The sequence below is a fragment of the Serratia sp. AS12 genome, from assembly GCF_000214195.1.
Classification (GTDB): domain Bacteria; phylum Pseudomonadota; class Gammaproteobacteria; order Enterobacterales; family Enterobacteriaceae; genus Serratia; species Serratia plymuthica.
This window is the reverse complement of record NC_015566.1, coordinates 1944281-1965630: the sequence shown is the minus strand read 5'-3', so window position 1 is coordinate 1965630 and position 21350 is coordinate 1944281. Positions and strand designations below refer to the sequence as shown.

Below are 21350 nucleotides of genomic sequence, written 5' to 3'. Positions count from 1 at the left end.
ATAACGTTAACGTGGCACAGCAGCAACAAGAAAAAGATATTCTGGGAAAAATACTGGTTACCGTCTCTGCGCTCTGCCTGGTTATCGTTGCAGGGTTGTTGATTTGGGGTTTTGTGCTGGATTAATCGTTCGGCTGGCATGGGTAACACGGCAACACAACAACAACCATTTTGTTACAATGCTTGTACATCTCTTCCCGGCCGTAGCGCGTATGCTGAACGGACATGGAAATAAAAATGATACCCTCATACGACTTAAGTGTTGGCCCGCCTGAAACGGGCTTTTTTTTCTGTCTCACCCTATTCCAGATACAAAAAAACCGCCGCAGCGGTTTTTTTAGTTGGCAATGGCGATCAGATTTTGCACCCTTCGCAGTCCGCTTCGTCCTCAAGGATCTCAGGCACTTCTTTTGCTTTCTGCGCTGCTTTTTCTTCCGCTTTCGCTAATTCGGCATCGATATCAAAATCGAAAATATCATCACTCATCGCAAACTCCTCACGCTTAACTGGCTTCGAAGAGTGAGTATAATCGACAACTGTACAGGCGGAAACCCTTCAGTTAAGCACCGCCACCTGCGGCTGCTCGCCCTGTGGCTTCTTTGAATACGCCAAATCGTAGACGTCATAGAAATCGATCTCGCCTTTATTGGCGATAATTTCCTGCATACGCGTTTTCAACGTCGTGCCGATCGACGGCTCATCCAGCAACGCCTTCACCGACTGCGGCGACAGCGCACGCGTGAAATACCACTCGCCGTTATAGCATACGCGCAGGTCCAGCACGCCGATATCCTCAAAACGATACACAGGTTTGATTTCAATCATCAGCATGGCAAACATGAATAAAACGAAGGCCGTGAAAGCCAAAAATGAGAAGAAGCCCATGTAAGGAACCTGGTACATCACGGCGAGCACGGCGAAATAGCCGGCGAACATGGCAAGGCACAGATAGCGGTGCTCACGGGCAAATTCGCTGTTAAACCGCAGCTTGCCGTCGCGCCCTTCCTGCCGGTTGATCCGCTCGATTTCTTTTACCAAGATGCTTTTAATGGCGTCCATACTTACAACCTTATGCTTGGGGGAGCATTACGCTATCAATAATCATTCCTCAAACTATCACAAGTACAGTTTGCCTAGGTAGATCAGTTCTGCAATTTAAAATCGGCAACTGTTATACCTGTGCTGCTAGCGTTGCAAAGAATTTTTACCTTGTGCAAACATGAACATGCGCTGAGCGATATCGTCAGCTTGTTTGATTTTTTGCTTCTGCGGTTCATTACAGCGCTGAATTGCGCGGGCGTAGGCAATCTCATGCGCCTGGTCGATCGTCGCAATAATCTTGTCGCGCTCCTGCTGATCCAGGCTGCCGAGCAGGGTGGTGATTATCGCCTGATAGGCATTGGAGGCAGCGGTCAGCGACTTCTCTCTGGCTTCCAGAGCGGCTACACGTTGCAATAATTCCTGCAGTTGATCGGACTCGGACATATCGACCTCCTGTTGCCGGGCAGCAAACCTGCCTGATTACAGTTTAGCAAAGATCGATAGCAACAGAGAAAGGAGAGCCCGTTACGGTAAAGCACACCCGAAAAACCCAACAAGGAGCCGATAGTGCAAATCAACCCGGGTGCGCTTTACGATAACGATTCTTAAAGAGGGAAGCTGGCGCGCTATGCAGGACTCGAACCCGCGTCTATCAATTTTGTAGCCAAAACAAGCCATTAAAAAACCAATCACTCTGCCAACTGAGTTAATAGCGCATCCCTTCGCTTCGGGGCGTCATTATCCATATCAATGCTATGGGATCAAGCGCGCGAGCGATTTTGCAGATAATTCTGACCCCTTCAGTCACCCAGTTCAATGATTGGGTAACGCCCGCTCATCAAGGGCTTGCACAGGATCTTATAGCCATCACTGTCAAAATGACTCGCGGTTCGCTGTAGCGAATCGGCCTGTTGCAGCACGCCGACGCTCCCCAAATAGAACCAGTTATGAATGACGTGGTACTGGCGCAAAAATGCCCCCTGCTCTTCCATAGCCACTCGCCCGGCATAGGGCCACGCGTTGATGCGCGTCTGTTGCAGCGCCGCCGCCAGCCGTTGGTCATGTTGCAGATTCGATTCGACACCACAGCAGACACCGGCGCATTTTCGCAAGCTATAACGGAAACATCCCCGCCCGGCGGGCAGTTTATCAATACCCAACTTGCCGTAACACAGGCGCTGTTCATCGGCGATGGTCCGCAACTTTTCCAGCGCGGCAGTTCGGTTGGCAAACAACCCATGCAGATTAGGCGTAGCGGCAAAATCAATGTCTTTGGCATGTGCAATGCTCACCTGCCCACCATCCAGATGCAATGAACAGAGCTGCTTCGAACGACGCAGGCGTTTGTTGAACAGCGGCTGTTGCTGTTTGATCAACTGCGCCTCCAGCAGCAAAGCCCCCAGTTCACCGGCCGTTTCATGAAAGCTGATACGCTGGGTTTGCCGCAGCAGGCGGGCTTCATCCTGCGTGCGAAAATGCGCCATCACCCGGCTGCGAATATTAACGCTTTTGCCGATATACAGCGGCATGCTGTCGCTCAAGCCATGAAACAAGTACACGCCCGGTGACTTGGGCAACACCTCAAGGCTGGTGCGCAGATGCTCCGGGTACTGATAAATGTCGAGCTCCGGCTCGAGTCGGTTTGGCATCATGGTAACGAATCGCGATCTTTGTTAATCAACATAACTGGTTTTTTATACAGCATAACGCTTGCTTGCTCAAATTGCATGCTCTCCATGATGACTTTTCTTTGATGAAGTTTATGAGAATAATATTTATTATCGACACCACGGCAAAAATACGTCGCGTGTTTACCGCCAGTTAAAGCCGAGGGTGTCACCATGACGCCTCTTGGAATCACGGCTTACCGCTGTTAAGGAAAACTAAGGCAAACCACCATGAAATTCACCTCCCGCCGCTTGGCATTTATCGCGGTCGGCACTCTGCTCGCCGTCTTGCTCATCGCTCTGACAAGCTATCTGCAGCGCCCCCCACAGGCAAACCATGTCACCGCGCCGGTTCGTGTAGGCGATATAGAAAATGCCGTACTGGCAACCGGTAAAATGGACGCGGTTGAACGAGTGAATGTCGGCACGCAGGTTTCAGGCCAGGTCAAATCCCTGAAGGTCAAACTGGGCGACCGGGTCACTCAGGGCCAACCGATTGCCGACATCGATGATCTGCCGCAGCGTAATGACCTGCGCAACGCTGAAGCGGCGCTGAACGTCGCAAAGGCAGATTTGCAGGCCAAACAGGCGCTGCTGAAGCAGGCCGAATCCCGCTTTAAACGCCAAAAGCGCATGCTGAACGATGAGGCCAGTTCACTCGAGGATTTTGAGGCCGCCGAAGCTACGCTCACCACCACCCGCGCAGAACTGATTGCCCTGAATGCGCGTATCGTGCAGGCGCAGATTGAAGTGGATAAGAAAAAGGTCGATCTGAGTTACACCCGTATTCTGGCACCGATGGACGGCATCGTGATTGCGGTAATTACCCAGCAAGGCCAGACGGTTAACGCCAACCAGAGCGCACCGACCATAGTCAAACTGGCTCGGCTGGACCTGATGACCATCAAAGCGCAGATCTCCGAGGCCGACATTACCCGCGTTTCCCAGGGGCAAAAAGCCTATTTCACGATTTTCTCCGATCCGGAAAAGCGTTATGACGCCACTTTGTGCACCGTCGAACTGGCGCCGGAATCGGTGATGAAAGACGACTCGCTCTCCGGCAGCAGTTCTGCCTCCGGTTCCGGGACGTCTAATGCCTCGGTGTATTACAACGCGCTGCTGGACGTGCCCAACCCGGATAACCGGCTGCGTATCGCCATGACCGCGCAGGTTTCACTGCTGCTCGGTGAAGCGAAAAACACGCTGCTGGTCCCCATTCAGGCAGTGCGTAAAACCGAAGATAAAAAACAGCAAGTGCAAGTGCTGACCGCTAATGATCGGTTGGAAATGCGCGAGGTAAAGACCGGTATTACCAACAACGTCGATATCCAGATCCTTTCCGGGTTGAAGGCCGGTGAAACCGTCGTGCTGATGCAGGAAAGCGCCAATTCGGGCGGGGATGGCATCTTACTGTGAAAAATATCATTGAGCTGAAAGGCATAAGCCGCACCTATACCAACAGCGCCCAACCGCTGACGGTGCTCAAAAACATCAACCTGACGATCGCCGCCGGGGAACTGGTCGCCATCATAGGTGCCTCCGGCTCCGGCAAATCAACGCTGATGAACATCATGGGGTGTCTGGACGCGCCGGATCGGGGCGACTATTACATCGGCGGCCAGAACGCCGCACATCTGTCACCGGACGAACTGGCCAGGCTGCGCCGCGAACACATCGGTTTTATCTTCCAACGCTATCATTTGATGCCGGACATCAGCGCGCTGGGCAATGTCGAGATCCCGGCGATTTACGCCAACGACAAGCGCGATCAACGCCGCCTGCGAGCAGCGCAGTTGCTGGCGCGACTGGGGCTGGAAGGCCGTGAAAACCATAAACCCGGCCAACTCTCCGGCGGCCAGCAACAGCGCGTCAGCATCGCACGCTCCTTAATCAACGGCGGCGAAATTATTCTGGCAGATGAACCGACCGGCGCACTGGATTCCAAATCCGGGCAAGAGGTGCTGGCAATCCTCAGCGAGCTTAACCAGCGCGGCCATACCGTGGTCATCGTCACCCACGATATGAAGGTGGCCCAGCACGCACAGCGCATCATTGAACTGCAGGACGGTGAAGTCATCGCCGACAGCGGTTGCAAGTCCCCCGCCCCGCCAATGGCTCAACCAACAGCCGTCCGCGTAAGGCAAGGCTACTGGCACAGCCTGCTCGATCGCACCCGCGAATCGCTGCAAATGGCACTGAAGGCGATGAATGCCCACCGCCTGCGCACCGCCCTGACCATGACCGGCATCATTTTCGGCATCGCTGCGGTAGTAACGGTAGTCGCACTGGGCGAAGGTGCCAAACAGCGCACGCTGGCCAACATCAAAGATCTCGGCACCAATGTCGTCAGCATTTACCCCGGCCGCGATTTCTTTGATGACGCCATCGACAGCATTCGCACGCTGGTGCCTGCAGACGCCGATGCGCTGGCCAGCCAGAACTTTGTCGACAGCGTCAGCCCTGCAGTCAGCGCCTCGGACTCCATTCGTTTTCGCAGCAAATCGGCGACAGCCTCAATCACCGGCGTCGGGCGCGACTATTTCCGCGTTAACGGCCTCACCTTGTTACAGGGCACGACTTTCCGTGACGATCGCAGCGCATTGCAGGAAGTGATCATTGACGAGAATGCACGCAACTCGCTGTTCGGCGATTTCGGCATAGCGCCGCTCGGCCAAATCGTGTTTCTCGGCGCAGTGCCGGCCCGGGTGGTCGGTGTGGTCAAAAGCAACCAGGATTCCGCACCGAACCGCATCAGCGTGTGGATGCCCTATACCACGGTGATGTACCGCATGGTGGGCAAGCCGACGCTAAGCAGCATCGGCGTGCGATTGAAGGATAACGTCGATAACGAAGCCGCCGTCGGCGCCATCAGCCAACTGCTGACCCAACGCCATGGCGTTAAAGACTTTATGCTGTTCAACCGCGACAAATTTCGTAAATCGATCGAACATGCTTCGATGACCCTGAGCCTGTTGATCCTGATGGTGGCTTCGATCTCCTTGATCATCGGCAGCCTCGGCGTAATGAACATCATGCTGGTTTCCGTCACCGAGCGAACGCACGAGATTGGCGTGCGCATGGCGGTGGGCGCCAGGCGCAGCGACATCATGCAGCAATTTATGATCGAAGCCGTGCTGGTCTGCCTGATCGGCGGCGTGTTGGGCATTGCGTTGTCGTTCGCCGCCGGTTCGCTGTTTACCGCGCTGGCGGGCGGAATGCTCACAGCCATCTATTCCTGGCAGGCCGCCGCAGTGGCCTTTTGCTGTTCCACCCTAATCGGCATGATCTTCGGTTATCTCCCAGCCCGTAAAGCGGCGCGGATGGATCCGGTCATTTCACTGGCCAGCGAGTAACTTATGAAAATTTTGACACCAATAGCGTTATGCCTCGCAGCCCTGCTCAGCACCGGCTGCGGCAACGCATTGAAAAGCGATTATCAAGCACCCCAGGTTAACTACCCGACCCACTGGCAGGAGAGCGCCGATGCCGCAGGCCCGGTTCCCTTTGACTGGCGCGACTTCCACGATCCTCAACTTGACCGCTGGTTACAGCAGGTCATGGCCGGCAATAACGATTTGGCCGCCGCCGCACTGCGCGTCTACCGGGCTCAGTTAGAAGCGCAACGGGTCGGCATCAGCACCGCACCGAGCGTGACCGCGACGTTCAATAGCGGTGCCAACACCGCTCTTTCTGATTCCTCACCCTGGAACAAAAGCAGTAGCGCCAACCTTGGCGTCAGCTATGAAGTCGACCTGTGGGGTAAGCTTGCGCGTCAGCGTGACGCTGCAGAATGGAGCCGGCAGGCTACGCAGCAAGATTTGCAAAGCGCTCGCCTGGCATTGCTCGCCAGCGCCAGCAAAAATTACTGGCGGGTAGGCTTTATCAATCAGCGGATCGACGTCAACCAGCAGAGCATCGCCTATGCCCGGGAGACTTTGCGACTGGTTAATGCCCGTTACCGCGCGGGCAGCGTCTCTTCACTTGACGTGGTGGATGCCGAACAGAACCTGATTAATCAGGAAAATACCCTGTTGGCGCAACGGCGCGAGCGCCAACTGGCGTTGAACGAACAGACGCTGCTGCTGGGTGCGCCGCCGGGTAATGCGGTGATTGTTCCCGCCAGATTGCCGATGGGCCGGTTGCCTCAGATCAATGCCGGTATCCCGGTCAACGTGCTGCGCCATCGCCCGGATATCCACGCCAAAGAGCTGCGGCTTCGCGAAGCGTTGGCTAACGTTGACGTGAAACGCACCCAATATTATCCGACCTTCAGCCTGACCGGTTCATTGGGCGCCAGCAGCACCGCGCTGCTGGAGTTTCTTCGCAATCCTATGGCATCGGTCGGCGCAAGGCTATCGCTGCCTTTCCTCGAGTGGCGGCAGATGAGCGTTGACATCAAAATCGCCCGTAGCGATTACGAACTGCGGGTGTTGGAGTTCAAACAGGCGTTGTATAAAGCCATGGCCGATGTAGACAATGCTTTATCGTTGCGTACCCAGTTGATGGCGCAGGAGCAACATTTACAGACGGCCTTGGCTCTGGCGCGTAAATCTGAACGGTTGAATGAAATTCGCTATCGCCAAGGCGCCGTCTCTATCACCTTCTGGTTGGATGCGCAGAATCGCCGTCGGCTGGCAGAACTGGCACTGGACGAAAACCGCTTTGACCAGTACCAGAATCTGGCGCAAATCTACCTGGAATTTGGTGGTTCACCCCAATAATTCACCGGCCTGGCGTCTACGCCAGGCCTTGATCCACAGCAGCAAAACGCATTAATTTTACCCGTATCCTTTCCGGTTCCCCCTATACTTTAGCGATCCCTCTCCTGATAAAAAAACCATCAATGCGCACAATAATTAACCTGTTTTGGCGCTATTTTGGTGAAAATGCATAAGACAAACTGCTAAATTTGATCGTCGGAAGATATAACGTTAAGCTATAGATGCAAAATAATTAGTCACCTAAATGACATATTCCTGCTAAAAGCGGGCACATTGCGTGATTCGCATCACACAAAAATAGTGGCCTGGGATCTCTCCACATGGAGATCAGATTAGCCATACTGATAACTGGGCAGAAGAAAGTGAACGAGGATTGCGAATTCACGTACGACTAAAATTGATTAAGGGATGATTATATGAAGTTAAGAAAAAAACGACATAAGCCGATGCATATTAATGACATCACCATCATCGACGACAGCAAGCTGAAGAAAGCGATTACCGCGGCTGCATTAGGCAACGCGATGGAATGGTTTGACTTCGGTGTCTATGGCTTCGTAGCCTACGCCCTTGGGCAAGTGTTTTTCCCTGGCGCCACCCCCGGCGTGCAGATGATTGCCGCACTGGCAACGTTCTCCGTTCCCTTCCTGGTGCGCCCGTTAGGTGGCCTGTTCTTTGGCGCGATGGGTGATAAATTCGGCCGCCAGAAGGTCCTTTCCATCACCATTATCATCATGGCGGTAAGCACCTTCTGTATTGGCCTGATCCCTTCATATGCTTCGATCGGCATCTGGGCGCCGGTGCTGCTGCTGCTGGCCAAACTGGCGCAGGGCTTCTCGGTGGGCGGCGAATACTCAGGCGCGGCGATCTTCGTCGCTGAATACTCGCCCGACAGAAAACGCGGCTTTATGGGCAGTTGGCTTGATTTCGGCTCCATTGCCGGCTTCGTACTCGGCGCAGGCGTAGTGGTGCTGATTTCCAGCATCGTCGGCGAAAGCAACTTCCTCGACTGGGGTTGGCGTATTCCGTTCTTTATCGCTGCACCGCTAGGCCTGATCGGTCTGTATCTGCGCCATGCGCTGGAAGAAACCCCGGCGTTCCAGCAGCACGTGGAGAAGATGGAAAAAGAAGATCGCGATGCCATCGGAAATCCGCCGAAGACCTCGTTTAAAGAGATCGCGGCCAAGCATTGGCGAAGCCTGCTGGTGTGCGTCGGTATCGTGATTTCCACCAACGTAACCTACTATATGCTGCTGACCTACATGCCGAGCTACCTGTCGCATAACCTGCACTACTCGGAAGATCACGGCGTACTGATCATCATCGCCATCATGATCGGCATGCTGTTTGTTCAGCCGGTGATCGGCCTGGCCAGCGACCGCATTGGCCGCAAGCCGTTTATCATTGGCGGCAGCATCGGGCTGCTGTTGCTGTCGATACCCTGCTTTATCCTGATCAACAGCAACGTGATTGGTCTGATCTTTGTCGGCCTGCTGGTGTTGGCGGTGCTGCTGAACTCCTTCACCGGCGTGATGGCCTCTACCCTGCCGGCGATGTTCCCGACACATATTCGTTACAGCGCACTGGCGATTTCGTTCAACATCTCGGTTCTGGTCGCCGGCGCTACGCCGACGGTGGCCGCCTGGTTGGTCGAGTCGACCGGTAACCTGTATATGCCGGCGTACTACCTGATGGTGGTGGCGGTGATTGGCCTGATCACCGGCCTGTATATGAAGGAAACCGCCAACAAACCGCTACGGGGTGCTACCCCGGCCGCCTCGGATCGTACGGAAGCCAAAGAGCTGTTGCAGGAAACCTACGACAACATCGAACAGAAGGTTGAGGATATCAACGAGCAGATTGCCGAGCTGGAGAGGAAAAAGCAGACGCTTGTCGACCAGCATCCGAAACTGGACTAAAGCCCTCCCACGGGGTTGATGCCGCTCGGTTAGGCACTACATGATCGATTGAACGATCCCATGGGTCGGTAAAAATCCGTAATCTCACTGCAGATTACGGATTTTTTTATACCCCTGACGCTGTCAAAGCAACCCCGGACAAGAAACCTGAATACCGGGTTCAAAAGCAACGGGCCGAGTCGACGCAGCGCCCCGTCATTCCCACCGGCTTGCTACTCTGTGTGCTGTGGATTAATCAATGAGGTCAATACGTGATCCTGCCAGCGGCCGGCAATCTTCAGATAAGACTTTGCATAGCCTTCTTTCTCGAAGCCGAGGCGCAGCAACAGCTTTTCACTGCGAGCGTTCGTCGGTATATAGGCCGCCATAATGCGGTGCAGACCCAACTCACCAAACAGGTGACCGATGGCGGCGGTTAGCGCCTGGGTCATTATACCTTTGCCTTCGTGCCGGGCAGCGATCGAATAGCCCAGATGGCAGGCCTGGAATGGGCCGCGAGCAACATGGGTAAAATTGCAGGCACCCAGCATTTCAGTGCCTGCGCCATTGACGATACCAAATTGATAGGCACACCCCTGTTCAGCGTCTTTCCCCGCCTGCCAAAGCCGCTGCTGAATAACTTCAACGTTGTAAAAGTCATCTGGCCGGATCGGCTCCCACGGCAAAAGATGCTGTTGATTCTCACGAAAATAAAGATGAGCAATTTCAGTATCGCTGTCTGTCAGGATCTTCAGACGCAGGTCATTTCCTGCCATGCTCAAGATTTTCATTGCCATCCTCCATTTTTATCCAACCGGCAACCTGAGTAACTCAGGCATTATTACGTCGATATTTTATCCCTGAAACGATTGATGCTAAGCTTAAAAAATATTAACCCATTGAAGAATATAACCAATGAGCAAAATGGACGTGCTGATTATCATTGGAGTGGTGATCATGGCCGCTCTCTGGATAGGTACGATGTTTAACCTCGGGGATCTCGCAGCCCGCTTTTCACGCTTCTTCCACTGGATTGAAAGCCTGCGCTAACGCCCCCCTACCACATAATTCTCCAAAAAAAACCGCCTTACGGCGGTTTGAACATTTCTCACAATGGCTCAGTTCACCTGACACCAGTTATGCGGTTTCACGATACCGCCATCCGGTGAGGTATAGCCGATACAGCCCAGTACGCTGTCGAACAACTTCTCATGGAACACCGGCGTTTTGGCCTGTTGCAGCGCTTTTAACTGATTAAATGCGGCCTGGTGATCGGGTTGGCTGAGAAACTTGTCGGATGCCCAGACCATGATGGGAACCGTGCGCTGTTCCTTCGGTGCGCGGTCACGCGGCGTACCGTGGAAATGCATATTTTCCGAGATCGACTCACCGTGATCCGAGGCGTAAAACACGATGGCGTTACGGTTACGTAACTGATTGAACACTTGCTCAAGGAAATAATCGGTGTACAGCAGGCTGTTGTCGTAAGAGTTGATCATCTCCTCCGTAGAGCAGGCGTCATCAATACCCTGGCACTCCGGCTTGTAACGGGCAAAAGCGCGAGGATAGCGTTCGGTATACATATAGTGCGAACCTTTGGTATGCAGAATGACCAAATGCTTGCCCTGCGGGTGGCGACCTAATGAATCCTGCAGCTCGTCAATCAGCGCCATGTCATTCACCGGTTTGCCGACGTTGCGTTTTTCCGCCTGAATGCTTTCTCTCAGCGCATAATCATCCGCCTGAGTTTTGTTATAGAACCAGGCTTCACTTTGCATCGAAAACAGCTCCGACGAAAAGCCCTGCTTTTTCAGTACCGAAAAGACGTTCATTTCCTTCAGCGTCCGCTCAGGTTCTTCAGCAGCCCCCCCTTCCCGCACAAACATGCAACGCAAAGAGAGTTTGGTCGAGGTGTCGCAGGAATAACCCTGTAACACCGCCAGGTTGGTTTCCTTATCAAGGTAAGGCGTGTTGTCGCGCTGGTAGCCATAAACGCCCATGTGATCGCGTCTGGCGCTTTCGCCAATCACAAACACCACATAGAGGTCATTCACGTCTTTCGGCGGCTGATAGGTAAAATGCGCAGCGGGATCGAACAGATTGCGGCTGTCTTCCGCTTGGCTGTATGAGCTGTAGGTCAACAGTCCCAGTGCAGATAACCAGTTGGACGGTGAATAGCTACCGGCGACTACGCCACCATAGCTGGCCATCAATTGGTTATTTTCGCGATCGTGGCGATCCTGCACCTGCCCCATCAGCGTGAGCGGCAACCAACAGCACACCCCGGCGGCCAACATAATGCCGCCCTTTTTAAACAACGTCGCCCAGTTACTGCGCTTGAGTGCGGCTTCATGCATCGGCGCCAGCCAGATGAACAGCAGCGGCAACAAACTTACCAGCACCATCCACACGCCAAAATGCCAACCAACCGACTCTTTGGACAAATCAACGTCGGTGGTCATCACCGCCGCCAGGATGCCATAGCCAATATCGACGTGGAACAACACCATATAATAGCTGGCGGCAACCGAGCTCAGGACCAGTAACGATGCCAGAATGCGGAACAGTCGACGTCCCAAAAACGAAATCAGTAAAGTGATGAAGCACACCAGGCAAAAGGCCGCGACGACCTCAATGCCGATCGACAGTAAATTGTCGTAATTGAGCTGCTGATAACGACGATAAAATATGGGGATATTGAGCAAGACACCAAGATAAAACGCGATAAAGAAAGAGACCTGCAACTGGGTCCAATGTCGAAACTTCTGCATTATTAATACCATTCTCGCCAAAGTGAATTCATAACTGCTGACTGACACAGGTTGTGTGTGGTTGAGGGCTATGCGCTTACCCTGCTATTGAATGGTAATCTGACAGATAATTCGAGCCGATGTTGCCGCCACGAGGAATTTTAACGCTGTTATACTGTAACAAACCGTGTGCAAAGAAGGTTATTCATCAAAAACCTCGCCGACCCAGCCCGCGGAACGGTCTGGCGGATAAGAGATTCGCGCTCAGCATGCTTACTGCCTCTGGAGCCGCCGCTCAAAAGTTTTGACACACTGCCGGATATTCATCAGCCCCCCAACGTCTTCCCCGTGATTCATCTTGGTACGCTTAGATACCGAAGCTGTGACATGAGGTTATTCCTAATTAGCCATCTAGATTGCCGCTGGCTATTGATAGGAATATTCCTATTACGTTATCGTGAACCTACCACGAAGGCATACACCTAAGTGGAATTTGCACTATTTTATTTTTTAATGGCTTCTCAGCCCGCTTCAGGCGGCGCTTTATATTTCACCAGCGGTAGAAACACTATGATTGATTACTCTCTTTACGGTCTCGACAATAAAGACGTCGAGTTGTACCGTGAGCAAATATACAACCTCGTAGGCAAGAGCGTTGTTCAGGTACTCTCATCCAGCAAGCCCATCACCAAGCAAAACATTCTCGCCTATCTGATCAAAGAGGTCGAAAGACAGCCCGAGGACTATTGCCAAAAACTGCACAGAGCCGCTATCGAGGTCATTGGGGTTAGCGGCCGTTAGCGGGGGATGTATACGGAAATCGGACCTGTGCGCCCATCGCTATCCTGGTTGTTGTTGGTGGCCAATGCCACGCGGATAAGGTGCCGTTGCCTGGGAGGCATTGATGGGGGCTAAGCTTTAGTTGAGGGAAAAACGATATCCGGCTATCGGAACACCGTTCAAATAGCCGGATATCGTCTCAATTGCGTGACATAGCGGGTGTCAGGTTAAGCGATATACCCGGATACCACATGTTGACAGCATCGCTAACCAGACCAATATTCAACCTGACGGCACACTAAGGGCCAGCGACGAAGAAAGATGTTGAGCAGGGATAACACTCAATTTTTCAAATAGCTATCACTAGCGGCACTCACCGGAGATCGCATTTTTCCCCTGGGGACAAACATCGGAACTTTGCGGAATAACGCCCAATATCGATCCAAAAGACCCTGAGCACCCAGATAGCATTACAATAATTAATAAAAATAGTCCTCCTCTCATACGACGCTCCTTCTCTTTTTTACTCTCCGGTTATATATCACTTATCGCTAACCGTCTTAAAAAACTGCCTGATTTTATGAGAAAAGCAGATGTCACCGGCATTTAGCCTTACGGCTCGCTTGCGGATTACATCCGCGTTTCGAGCCGAAGCGTAATCCAGCGGTCGTCTGGAATGCTCATAAGCTTAGACAATTGGGAGCGTCCATCAGTGAAACTGGAGCGTTAACGTTGAATAAACGATGAGGCATGACCGAAAAATAGCCATCATTCTGGCTGTGGGAGAGCAGTGATAGAAGCAGAATATTATGAAGTGGATTTTCAGGCACAAAAAAACCGCCTTCCGGCGGTCACGACATTACTACATATTGCTTTGATTATTCTGGAATTATTTTCCCTGGTACCCGGGGCGGGACTTGAACCCGCACAGCCATAAGCCGAGGGATTTTAAATCCCTTGTGTCTACCGATTTCACCACCCGGGCTCGGGAAAATTGGAGGCGCGTTCCGGAGTCGAACCGGACTAGACGGATTTGCAATCCGCTACATAACCGCTTTGTTAACGCGCCTTAATTCTGCTGCCTTCTTCAGGCCAAAGCTCGTGAAACACCAGCTTTGTTTAATTTGGAGCGGGAAACGAGACTCGAACTCGCGACCCCGACCTTGGCAAGGTCGTGCTCTACCAACTGAGCTATTCCCGCATCAATCAGAACCTACTGATTTTTTTGCTATCTTTCGGCGATTCACCGCTGCCGTCTGATGCGATGCATTCTACTTACCTGACGTAATGAGTCAATAAAATTGTTGTCTCATTACGTTTGTTTGACGATTTTTGCAGCGCTTTGATCAGGGTTCAAGCAAATCTTTCCGGGCCGCGTTCAAATATTGGAACATTGACCAGAAAGTCAGCACTGCCGCGATGTACAACAGGCCGAAGGACACATACTCAACGGTACGTTCCGGGCGCCACAGCAGCCCCACCAGCGACATCATTTGCGCCATGGTTTTAACTTTGCCAATCCACGATACCGCCACACTGCTGCGTTTACCGATCTCCGCCATCCACTCACGCAGCGATGAGATGATAATTTCACGGGCAATCATGGTCGCCGCAGGCAGGGTGATCCACCAGGTATGATAGTGCTCGGCTACCAGCACCAGCGCCACCGCCACCATCACTTTGTCCGCTACCGGGTCGAGGAACGCCCCGAAACGGGTAGTTTGCTTCCAGCGACGGGCCAGGAACCCATCAAACCAGTCGGTTATGGCAGCAAATACAAAGATGACGGCGCAAACCATCGGAGCCCAGGTGAACGGCAGGTAAAATGCCAGAACAAAGAATGGGATCAGAACTACGCGAAACAGAGTAAGCCAAGTCGGTATATTCAATTGCATAATGCTACGGTAACTATCTGGCTGGAGTGGGAATTAAGAGTATGTTGCTACATTGCCCTCAGTGTTTCAATGCATTGTAGATCTTTTCTGCCAATGCTTGTGAAATACCCGGCACTTTTGCAATTTCCTCAACGCTGGCGTTCAATAATGGTTGAAGTCCACCCATATACTTCAACAGCACCTGTCGCCGTTTTGGCCCAACGCCGTCGATCAGTTCCAACGCGCTGGTATTTCTAACTTTTGCCCTTTTCTGCCGATGCCCGGTGATCGCATGGTTATGCGAATCATCGCGGATATGCTGGATCACATGCAGCGCCGGCGAATCCGAAGGCAGAGAAATCCCCTCACCTTCCGGTACAAAGAACAATGTTTCCAGGCCGGCTTTGCGATCGGCGCCTTTGGCGATACCAATCAGCAAAGGTTTGTTTTTATCCCAGGTGACATTCAGCGAGTTGAACACGTCGATCGCCATACCAAGCTGGCCCTTACCGCCATCGATAAAAATAACGTCCGGGATTTTGTTCTCTTCCAGAGCTTTACCATAGCGTCGTTTCAGCACTTGCGCCATGGCGGCATAGTCATCCCCTGGCGTAATGCCGGTGATATTATAGCGCCGATATTCCGAACGCAGCGGTCCGTTGCCGTCGAACACCACGCAGGAAGCGACCGTCTGCTCACCCATGGTGTGGCTGATGTCAAAGCATTCCATGCGGTTAATCTCGGAAAGATTCAGGATCTTCGTCAGTTCTGCCAACCGCTGATGAATCGTCGACTGTTGCGAAAGCTTGGTTGTCAAAGCGGTTGCGGCGTTGGTTCGCGCCAGTTTAAGGTAACGTGCACGATCGCCACGCGGTTTACTTTGGATTTGAATCTTGCGGCCAGCCAACTCGGACAGCGACTCCGCCAACAGGTCTTTTTCAGGCAGATTGAAGTCTAGCAGGATTTCCGCTGGCAGGGTGCGAGCCTGGCTGCCCTGTAAATAGAACTGCCCGACAAACGTCTGTACCACTTCGCTCATCTCGGTACCGCCCGGCACCTTCGGGAAGTAGCTGCGACTGCCCAACACTTTGCCTTGGCGGATAAACAACACGTGCAAGCAGGCCATACCGGTGTCAAACGCCACGCCTATCACGTCCAGATCGTCACTATTGCCCGAAACGAACTGACGCTCCGTCACACGCCGCACCGCCTGGATTTGATCACGGATGCGCGCTGCATCTTCGAAATTCAAAGCCTTACTGGCGTTTTCCATCCGTTCGATCAACTGATGCAACACCTGCTGATCCTTGCCGGACAGGAACAGGCGCACATAGTCTACCTGCTGTTGATATTCTTCCTCACTCACCAATCCGGCGACGCAAGGCCCCAGGCAACGCCCGATCTGATACTGCAAACAAGGGCGCGAGCGGTTGCGGTACACGCTGTTCTCGCACTGGCGTATCGGGAAGAGCTTCTGCAACAGCGCTAATGTCTCGCGCACGGCATAAGAGTTGGGAAACGGGCCGAAGTATTCACCCTTGGCATGTTTAGCGCCACGATGAACCGCCAACCGCGGATGACTGTCTGCGCTAAGGAAGATCAGCGGATAAGATTTATCGTCTCGCAAAAGAACATTATATCGCGGCTGGTATAACTTTATGTAGTTATGTTCCAGCAATAGCGCTTCTGTTTCGGTGTGGGTAACAGTTACATCTATTTGTGCGATATTTTTAACCAGCGCCTCGGTTTTTCGGCTTCCCACCTGCTGGCGGAAATAACTGACGAGGCGCTTTTTCAGATCTTTGGCTTTACCGACATAGATAACCGTACCAGTGGCATCATACATACGGTAGACGCCAGGCTGGCTGGTTACGGTGCTTAAAAAAGCTTTGGCATCAAAACGGTCACTCACTGCTTAACAACGTCTCCGCATTGAACAATCCGTGTCGGATAGCCAAGTGTGTCAATTCGACGTCACCGCTGATATTCAGTTTACTGAACATACGATAACGGTAACTGTTCACCGTTTTAGGACTGAGGTTCAGTTGTTCCGAGATCTCATTAACCTTTTTGCCTTTGGTGATCATCAGCATAATCTGCAGTTCACGTTCAGACAGGCAACTGAACGGGGTTTCCGTCTGCGGTTCCAGTTGGCTCAATGCCATCTGCTGGGCAATGTCCGATGCGATGTAGCGCTGGCCTGCCTGTACCGACCGGATGGCGTTAACCACATCCTGCGGTGCCGCCCCCTTACTCAGGTAACCTGCAGCACCTGCCTGCATCACCTTGGCAGGCAATGGATTTTCAGTATGAATAGTCAACATGATGACTTTAACGTCGGGCGCATAACGTACAATCTTGCGCGTAGCTTCCAGCCCGCCAATGCCCGGCATATTCATATCCATAAGAACGATATCTACAGCATTGCCACGGCACCATTTCACGGCGTCTTCACCGCACTGGGCCTCCCCGACAACTTTTATACCTTTGATATCTTCAAGAATGCGTCGTATCCCTGCGCGCACCAGTTCGTGGTCATCAACAAGAAGAACGCTAATCAAGGAAAAATCTCCAAAAAAAGGGAGTAACGCAATCAGCCTCTGTTATAGCCTGAGATATTACTTGTTTTTCGGCCAAGAATGAACACAGATTAATACTAACCCCCGATTAACTTTGCGAAACGGCGCTGATTTTTGAATTTTAGTCATCCGCCCAGCCCGATAAAGCCGTTCTCTGCGGGGCAAACCCCCACAGCGTAAATATTACTGGGTATGATTCCAGCCTATGATACCGCGCCACTCATAAAGCGTGGGTAAAATCAATGTAAGCAATAGCAACATCGATAATATTAACACGAATGCAATTGCGTTGTAATTCATTGAAATAAAACAAGACGATGACTGCCGTTCTGCTTATCTGGAAAAAACGTCGCGAGAGCGAAATTATTCAGCAGAAAATTAGGTGTCAAAGAGCAAGACAGCCACGTTGATAATTAGAATAGCCCCCATAAGTTGATAATAACATACCGGGCAAATACTTATTAACCCCATCGAAATAACTGTCACTTATTCTGCCTCGTTCCCGTTGCCGAACGGATGCCGGGGTATTCATTAATCCACTACACGCCTGCTCTATAGCCCACAACAGATAACCGCCGCGTTAGCGTACCGATAACCACTGAATGGCGCAGTTCCAACGCTATCTGTGCAGATGGATATCGGATGCTATGCTATACTCCGCGCCCAGATAAATACGCATCTGCATGCCAGAGTGAATGAAATCGGTGCTGATGCGCATCAAAATGCATATTGTTTCAGGCTACGGCCCAAAAATCAGGAGAGAAAATGAGCAACGTTGACTTCACTACGTCTGCAAACCCGGAAACGCTGGCGACAGAAGTCGCCTGTCTTAAAGCAACGCTGACGCTGATCCTGAAATCGATCGGCCAGGCGGATGCCGGGAAAGTCATTATCAAAATGGAACGCTTTATCGCACAGATTGAAGACCCGGCTCAGGCCGAAATCTTTAAAAACAGTATCCAACAAATTAAGCACGCTTACCGTCAGTAAGCTGCCGTCCATCCGGCCTGCCATTCCCGCAGGCCCGTTTCTCTCACGATTTTCGTGAGCAATTGATCTCCCACATTATTTCGGGCAGTGTGTTTTTATTTACGCCAGAGAAATTTATGGGCATCCTCGTTAAAGCGCTGATCGGCGCTTTGGTCGTAGTCTTAATCGGCCTGCTGGCCAAAAGTCGCAGCTACTATATTGCCGGCCTGGTGCCGCTATTTCCCACCTTTGCACTGATTGCACATTACATTGTCGGCAGTGAACGCTCGATCGAAGCGCTGAGAACCACGCTGATTTTTGGCATGTGGGCGGTTCTGCCCTATCTGGTGTATCTGATCTCGCTGTATTTTTTTATCAACAGTATGAGATTGTCTTGGGCATTGGGTGCGGCGGTGTTGTGCTGGATTGCTGCAGCGTGGCTATTGATTACTCTGTGGGGATGGTGGCAGGGGCGCTGACTGCGCCCCGCCTGGTTACGGCCTGCCAGCCTGTAGCACAAAACCGCGTTGCATATCGCCCGCAATGCGGAAGTAACGGCTCTCACCGGCGCGCAACGTCATCGGTAACCGGCCGCTGGTATCGCGCCAGATGCACAGACTATTCTCGATCATATCCTGTCCGATGCTAACTTCGTTATTCCCCACCGGCACTCGAAACTCGGCCTTCTCTTTTGCCGCCAGCGATGCCGCAAACTCCCCGTTGATATAAACCCCGGTGCGGCAACTCCCCGCCAACATCCCGCTGTCACGCACCACCACCACCGTGGCATAAGGCGTTTGCGGCACATTCTGATAAAGCATCAATCGGCTGGGGGGCGGCAACTCAGCCTGTTGCGGCGGAACCGCCTGCGTGGCGCAGCCAGACAACAGTATGGTTGTAATAAATAACGCAGCGTAATGCTTCATCCTGAGCTCCTGGAAAAAAACCAATCTTTATAGTAGCAAGAGAATAGGCGGCAGCGCGCCATCAATAGAAAAATAGGATAACTTCCAGTGGGCTGGGGAGACGTCCGGCGGAAAACCAGTTTTCACTGCCCATCGCGATGATGATCAGACAATGCTCCGTCATACTAGGAAAATTCTTTGTTATTATATTGAAATAAATAAGTATTTTTGTAATCTATTTAAAATTTAACCATACGTTTCTTGATATCATCTTGAAAAATCCCACCCACATAGTTAAATCCATCCTCTGTGACATAAACTCGCGGGTAGCCGGTTTCCGACAGTCCAGTCAGCATGTATCCTCGGCTTATCATCTCTGGGGAAGGCGCATTCATCAGAGTAAGAAAACCTCGCCCCCGACACCATTGATAAAAACGAGTACGGCCATAACCAAAGGCATCGCCAACCTCGGAAAGATTCCTAAATCGATCATAATCATCTGATAATGAAGGTAAATTATCGTTATCTTTAGGTATTTCAGGTTTATTCAACAAATAAGACTCCCTTATTCACGCCTTCATCATCATGAAAATCATTTATCGCTCCTGAATCTAAAAAATTTATAGGTGAATTGCAATCGCATTACTGGCCATTTGAATAATAGTTTTAATTCTGTCTGGATTTAAAAGTTGGATAAGTCTGCACAAATCAAGTGACCTTTTTTCCCAACCCCTACCGCAGCTAAAAATAAACCGCACCTCTTAGGTAAAAATCCTATAAATATACCGAACATAAAATCAGAAAAAACTTAGCGCCGACACTATAACTAAAAAATATTATTGCTTTATTACTCGTTTTCACCATTACCATTTACCTGCACAACCCATACCCCCGCATGCCAAAATGGAAATGATTTGCATGAGCGGCATTATATTCCGGGCCTAGCGCGCTGCCGAAAAAGCCACATCCCTCTTCGAACAGCGCTCTAAGGTAGCTTCCCGCAGTGCTTTGCTCCGGCCAGTCGCGCAATATCGTCAGCCGTTGACCATTCGCCAAACGGAAACCGGCAATATCCCAAGCCTCCGCAGTGGCATGCTCACTGAGCATTCCCACTGGTCGATGATAGATGTTGCGACAAGCGTAGCTGCCAAGATGGTCAATACGCGCCAGCCTCACGCCAAACTGTCGTTGTGCCTGCGGCGCGGCGATTTGTCCAACGAACATTGCGCTGCTCAGCGCAAGCGGGCAACTGGCAAGAAAACTGGAGCTGAGGCGTACCTCACCAAAATTCTGCACCCGTACTGGCGCAACCAGCGGGCATTTGCCCTGGCTATCACCAGGCAGGCTAAAACCGATACGCCCCGCGTCCCTGGCCTGAGTCAAAATAGCCATGCAAGCCTCAGGATCATTGGCCAACGACCGCAGTTTAAGACGGGTGACCAGGGTTGGGGGATCGTCCAGCGTTAAAGGAGAGAAAGGATGATAGCCTGGTGGTAAATAACGGCTTGCCCAGGGCAGAAGCAAGGCCAGCGCCAGTAATACCGAAAGTAAAACGAGCGTACGTCGCATGCCATTCTCCCCTGAGCCCAAAACATCAGCACATACCCACAGCGTTATCGGCTGCGACTTTAAAGCCACAGATTATAGGCTTCGCCAGCGTAACCTCAATCTTACCTAAACAATAACTATTATCATTTCCAATTTTAACATCAGTTGATTACACTCCTGCCTTGCGTTGCCTAGGATGATTCTTAGCGCGTGTATTTAGGACGACAGAAAGAGTTAGGGAGACCATGAAGACGTATAATTTTTTGATTATTTTGCCATTCTTGACACTGACCGCCTGCACCCAATGGGAAAAACCCGGCGCTGGCAACGCCACCCGCGATGCGGAATATGCCGAATGCAAAGGCAAAGGGTATGAACGTTTTCCGCCAGATATGGTGAGAGATTTTGAGTTTGCCTACGAAAACCAATACAAGAGTTGTAAAAAAGACAAGAAGGGTTGCCCAGAAGGCTACCGTTACGAAAAACAGCCCTCGTTCAAAACGGTGCAGAATGATCGTAATGAGGCCGCCCGCTCGGCGACCATTGAAGCCTGCATGTATGGCAAAGGCTGGCACGAGAAAACCTATTACTGGCCACAGTACTAACAAAGCAGGCAACG

22 protein-coding genes and 4 tRNA genes are annotated in these 21350 nt (G+C 51.8%); 9 read left to right on the top strand and 17 right to left on the bottom strand.

Translation table 11 applies throughout. The features are described 5' to 3' along the window. Nucleotides 1–353 precede the first annotated feature (353 nt). The 6 genes from SERAS12_RS26690 to SERAS12_RS26195 all read right to left on the bottom strand — a co-directional run bounded on the left by SERAS12_RS26690 (nucleotide 354) and on the right by SERAS12_RS26195 (nucleotide 2883). Nucleotides 354–485: a hypothetical protein gene (locus tag SERAS12_RS26690; protein ID WP_004942970.1), complete on the bottom strand. Its 132-nt coding sequence runs from the start codon at nucleotides 483–485 to the stop codon at nucleotides 354–356. A gap of 69 nt (nucleotides 486–554) precedes the next feature. Continuing rightward, entirely contained in the window at nucleotides 555–1058 is a 504-nt protein-coding gene (locus SERAS12_RS09110) for a YlaC family protein (RefSeq protein WP_013812405.1), read from the bottom strand. Nucleotides 1059–1184: 126 nt separating this feature from the next. Continuing rightward, nucleotides 1185–1484 carry a sigma-S stabilization anti-adapter protein IraP gene (locus SERAS12_RS09105; protein WP_013812404.1) on the bottom strand — a complete coding sequence of 100 codons (300 nt, stop codon included), beginning with the start codon at nucleotides 1482–1484 and terminating at the stop codon, nucleotides 1185–1187. A gap of 175 nt (nucleotides 1485–1659) precedes the next feature. Further along, nucleotides 1660–1756, bottom strand: a tRNA-OTHER gene (locus SERAS12_RS26200). A gap of 84 nt (nucleotides 1757–1840) precedes the next feature. Beyond that, entirely contained in the window at nucleotides 1841–2692 is an 852-nt protein-coding gene (gene cho, locus SERAS12_RS09095) for an excinuclease Cho (protein WP_013812403.1), read from the bottom strand. Further along, on the bottom strand, nucleotides 2689–2883 hold the full coding sequence (locus SERAS12_RS26195) for a hypothetical protein (protein WP_143760029.1): 195 nt from the start codon (nucleotides 2881–2883) through the stop codon (nucleotides 2689–2691). The genes cho and SERAS12_RS26195 overlap by 4 nt, the downstream gene beginning before the upstream one ends. A gap of 55 nt (nucleotides 2884–2938) precedes the next feature. Between SERAS12_RS26195 and SERAS12_RS09090 the strand changes: the two genes are divergently transcribed. The 4 genes from SERAS12_RS09090 (at nucleotide 2939) to proP (ending at nucleotide 9347) form a co-directional block, all read left to right on the top strand. Beyond that, entirely contained in the window at nucleotides 2939–4123 is a 1185-nt protein-coding gene (locus tag SERAS12_RS09090; protein WP_013812402.1) for an efflux RND transporter periplasmic adaptor subunit, read from the top strand. Continuing rightward, the gene (locus tag SERAS12_RS09085) at nucleotides 4120–6060 is read left to right on the top strand and encodes a MacB family efflux pump subunit (RefSeq protein ID WP_013812401.1); all 1941 of its coding nucleotides are present in this window, start codon (nucleotides 4120–4122) and stop codon (nucleotides 6058–6060) included. Before SERAS12_RS09090 ends, SERAS12_RS09085 begins: the two co-directional genes overlap by 4 nt. Nucleotides 6061–6063: 3 nt before the next feature. Then, nucleotides 6064–7428 carry a TolC family protein gene (locus SERAS12_RS09080; protein WP_013812400.1) on the top strand — a complete coding sequence of 455 codons (1365 nt, stop codon included), beginning with the start codon at nucleotides 6064–6066 and terminating at the stop codon, nucleotides 7426–7428. Between the two features lie 416 nt (nucleotides 7429–7844). After that, nucleotides 7845–9347 carry a glycine betaine/L-proline transporter ProP gene (proP, locus tag SERAS12_RS09075; protein ID WP_004942953.1) on the top strand — a complete coding sequence of 501 codons (1503 nt, stop codon included), beginning with the start codon at nucleotides 7845–7847 and terminating at the stop codon, nucleotides 9345–9347. Between the two features lie 212 nt (nucleotides 9348–9559). Here proP and SERAS12_RS09070 read toward each other — a convergent pair whose 3' ends face one another. Beyond that, entirely contained in the window at nucleotides 9560–10117 is a 558-nt protein-coding gene (locus SERAS12_RS09070; protein WP_013812399.1) for a GNAT family N-acetyltransferase, read from the bottom strand. Between the two features lie 124 nt (nucleotides 10118–10241). On the opposite strand from SERAS12_RS09070, the gene SERAS12_RS26685 reads away from it, so the two are divergent. Beyond that, nucleotides 10242–10376 carry a hypothetical protein gene (locus SERAS12_RS26685; protein ID WP_041416033.1) on the top strand — a complete coding sequence of 45 codons (135 nt, stop codon included), beginning with the start codon at nucleotides 10242–10244 and terminating at the stop codon, nucleotides 10374–10376. Nucleotides 10377–10444: 68 nt separating this feature from the next. Here the strand turns inward: SERAS12_RS26685 and eptB are convergent, their stop codons facing one another. Further along, nucleotides 10445–12097, bottom strand: a complete 1653-nt coding sequence (gene eptB / locus SERAS12_RS09060) for a kdo(2)-lipid A phosphoethanolamine 7''-transferase (RefSeq protein ID WP_013812398.1) — start codon at nucleotides 12095–12097, stop codon at nucleotides 10445–10447. Nucleotides 12098–12562: 465 nt separating this feature from the next. Between eptB and SERAS12_RS09055 the strand changes: the two genes are divergently transcribed. After that, on the top strand, nucleotides 12563–12877 hold the full coding sequence (locus tag SERAS12_RS09055) for a hypothetical protein (protein ID WP_239440989.1): 315 nt from the start codon (nucleotides 12563–12565) through the stop codon (nucleotides 12875–12877). Between the two features lie 878 nt (nucleotides 12878–13755). On the opposite strand, the gene SERAS12_RS09050 is transcribed toward SERAS12_RS09055, so the two are convergent. The 6 genes from SERAS12_RS09050 to uvrY form a co-directional block, all read right to left on the bottom strand. Then, a tRNA-Leu gene (locus SERAS12_RS09050) sits at nucleotides 13756–13841 on the bottom strand. A 10-nt stretch (nucleotides 13842–13851) separates the two neighbouring features. Next, a tRNA-Cys gene (locus SERAS12_RS09045) sits at nucleotides 13852–13925 on the bottom strand. Between the two features lie 56 nt (nucleotides 13926–13981). After that, nucleotides 13982–14057: transfer RNA gene (locus SERAS12_RS09040), tRNA-Gly, on the bottom strand. 145 nt (nucleotides 14058–14202) lie between these two features. Beyond that, the gene (pgsA, locus tag SERAS12_RS09035) at nucleotides 14203–14751 is read right to left on the bottom strand and encodes a CDP-diacylglycerol--glycerol-3-phosphate 3-phosphatidyltransferase (protein ID WP_013812396.1); all 549 of its coding nucleotides are present in this window, start codon (nucleotides 14749–14751) and stop codon (nucleotides 14203–14205) included. A 58-nt stretch (nucleotides 14752–14809) separates the two neighbouring features. Next, on the bottom strand, nucleotides 14810–16642 hold the full coding sequence (gene uvrC, locus SERAS12_RS09030; protein ID WP_013812395.1) for an excinuclease ABC subunit UvrC: 1833 nt from the start codon (nucleotides 16640–16642) through the stop codon (nucleotides 14810–14812). Beyond that, the gene (gene uvrY, locus SERAS12_RS09025) at nucleotides 16635–17291 is read right to left on the bottom strand and encodes a UvrY/SirA/GacA family response regulator transcription factor (protein ID WP_004942941.1); all 657 of its coding nucleotides are present in this window, start codon (nucleotides 17289–17291) and stop codon (nucleotides 16635–16637) included. Before uvrY ends, uvrC begins: the two co-directional genes overlap by 8 nt. Nucleotides 17292–18074: 783 nt before the next feature. On the opposite strand from uvrY, the gene SERAS12_RS09020 reads away from it, so the two are divergent. Further along, nucleotides 18075–18299 carry a DUF2594 family protein gene (locus SERAS12_RS09020; RefSeq protein ID WP_004942939.1) on the top strand — a complete coding sequence of 75 codons (225 nt, stop codon included), beginning with the start codon at nucleotides 18075–18077 and terminating at the stop codon, nucleotides 18297–18299. 116 nt (nucleotides 18300–18415) lie between these two features. After that, nucleotides 18416–18757 carry a GlpM family protein gene (locus tag SERAS12_RS09015; protein WP_013812394.1) on the top strand — a complete coding sequence of 114 codons (342 nt, stop codon included), beginning with the start codon at nucleotides 18416–18418 and terminating at the stop codon, nucleotides 18755–18757. Between the two features lie 15 nt (nucleotides 18758–18772). On the opposite strand, the gene SERAS12_RS09010 is transcribed toward SERAS12_RS09015, so the two are convergent. From SERAS12_RS09010 to SERAS12_RS25475, 3 genes are all read right to left on the bottom strand, one after another. Then, entirely contained in the window at nucleotides 18773–19204 is a 432-nt protein-coding gene (locus SERAS12_RS09010) for a hypothetical protein (RefSeq protein WP_013812393.1), read from the bottom strand. A 218-nt stretch (nucleotides 19205–19422) separates the two neighbouring features. Beyond that, nucleotides 19423–19734, bottom strand: a complete 312-nt coding sequence (locus SERAS12_RS25480) for a hypothetical protein (RefSeq protein WP_174270186.1) — start codon at nucleotides 19732–19734, stop codon at nucleotides 19423–19425. A gap of 319 nt (nucleotides 19735–20053) precedes the next feature. Further along, nucleotides 20054–20752 (bottom strand): extensin family protein, encoded by a 699-nt coding sequence (locus SERAS12_RS25475; RefSeq protein ID WP_013812391.1) that lies wholly within the window; start codon nucleotides 20750–20752, stop codon nucleotides 20054–20056. A 224-nt stretch (nucleotides 20753–20976) separates the two neighbouring features. On the opposite strand from SERAS12_RS25475, the gene SERAS12_RS09000 reads away from it, so the two are divergent. Next, nucleotides 20977–21336: a hypothetical protein gene (locus tag SERAS12_RS09000; RefSeq protein ID WP_013812390.1), complete on the top strand. Its 360-nt coding sequence runs from the start codon at nucleotides 20977–20979 to the stop codon at nucleotides 21334–21336. Nucleotides 21337–21350 lie beyond the last annotated feature (14 nt).

Bases quoted from the DNA above. Each gene is read 5' to 3' on its own strand.
- SERAS12_RS09080 (WP_013812400.1), top strand. From the start codon at position 6,064: ATGAAAATTTTGACACCAATAGCGTTATGCCTCGCAGCCCTGCTCAGC.
- SERAS12_RS26685 (WP_041416033.1), top strand. From the start codon at position 10,242: ATGAGCAAAATGGACGTGCTGATTATCATTGGAGTGGTGATCATGGCC.
- proP (WP_004942953.1), top strand. From the start codon at position 7,845: ATGAAGTTAAGAAAAAAACGACATAAGCCGATGCATATTAATGACATC.
- SERAS12_RS09015 (WP_013812394.1), top strand. From the start codon at position 18,416: ATGGGCATCCTCGTTAAAGCGCTGATCGGCGCTTTGGTCGTAGTCTTA.
- pgsA (WP_013812396.1), bottom strand. From the start codon at position 14,751: ATGCAATTGAATATACCGACTTGGCTTACTCTGTTTCGCGTAGTTCTG.
- SERAS12_RS09110 (WP_013812405.1), bottom strand. From the start codon at position 1,058: ATGGACGCCATTAAAAGCATCTTGGTAAAAGAAATCGAGCGGATCAAC.
- eptB (WP_013812398.1), bottom strand. From the start codon at position 12,097: ATGCAGAAGTTTCGACATTGGACCCAGTTGCAGGTCTCTTTCTTTATC.
- SERAS12_RS09105 (WP_013812404.1), bottom strand. From the start codon at position 1,484: ATGTCCGAGTCCGATCAACTGCAGGAATTATTGCAACGTGTAGCCGCT.
- SERAS12_RS09010 (WP_013812393.1), bottom strand. From the start codon at position 19,204: ATGAAGCATTACGCTGCGTTATTTATTACAACCATACTGTTGTCTGGC.
- SERAS12_RS26690 (WP_004942970.1), bottom strand. From the start codon at position 485: ATGAGTGATGATATTTTCGATTTTGATATCGATGCCGAATTAGCGAAA.
- SERAS12_RS25475 (WP_013812391.1), bottom strand. From the start codon at position 20,752: ATGCGACGTACGCTCGTTTTACTTTCGGTATTACTGGCGCTGGCCTTG.
- SERAS12_RS26195 (WP_143760029.1), bottom strand. From the start codon at position 2,883: ATGGTGACACCCTCGGCTTTAACTGGCGGTAAACACGCGACGTATTTT.
- SERAS12_RS09090 (WP_013812402.1), top strand. From the start codon at position 2,939: ATGAAATTCACCTCCCGCCGCTTGGCATTTATCGCGGTCGGCACTCTG.
- SERAS12_RS09070 (WP_013812399.1), bottom strand. From the start codon at position 10,117: ATGAAAATCTTGAGCATGGCAGGAAATGACCTGCGTCTGAAGATCCTG.
- SERAS12_RS09000 (WP_013812390.1), top strand. From the start codon at position 20,977: ATGAAGACGTATAATTTTTTGATTATTTTGCCATTCTTGACACTGACC.
- cho (WP_013812403.1), bottom strand. From the start codon at position 2,692: ATGATGCCAAACCGACTCGAGCCGGAGCTCGACATTTATCAGTACCCG.
- SERAS12_RS09020 (WP_004942939.1), top strand. From the start codon at position 18,075: ATGAGCAACGTTGACTTCACTACGTCTGCAAACCCGGAAACGCTGGCG.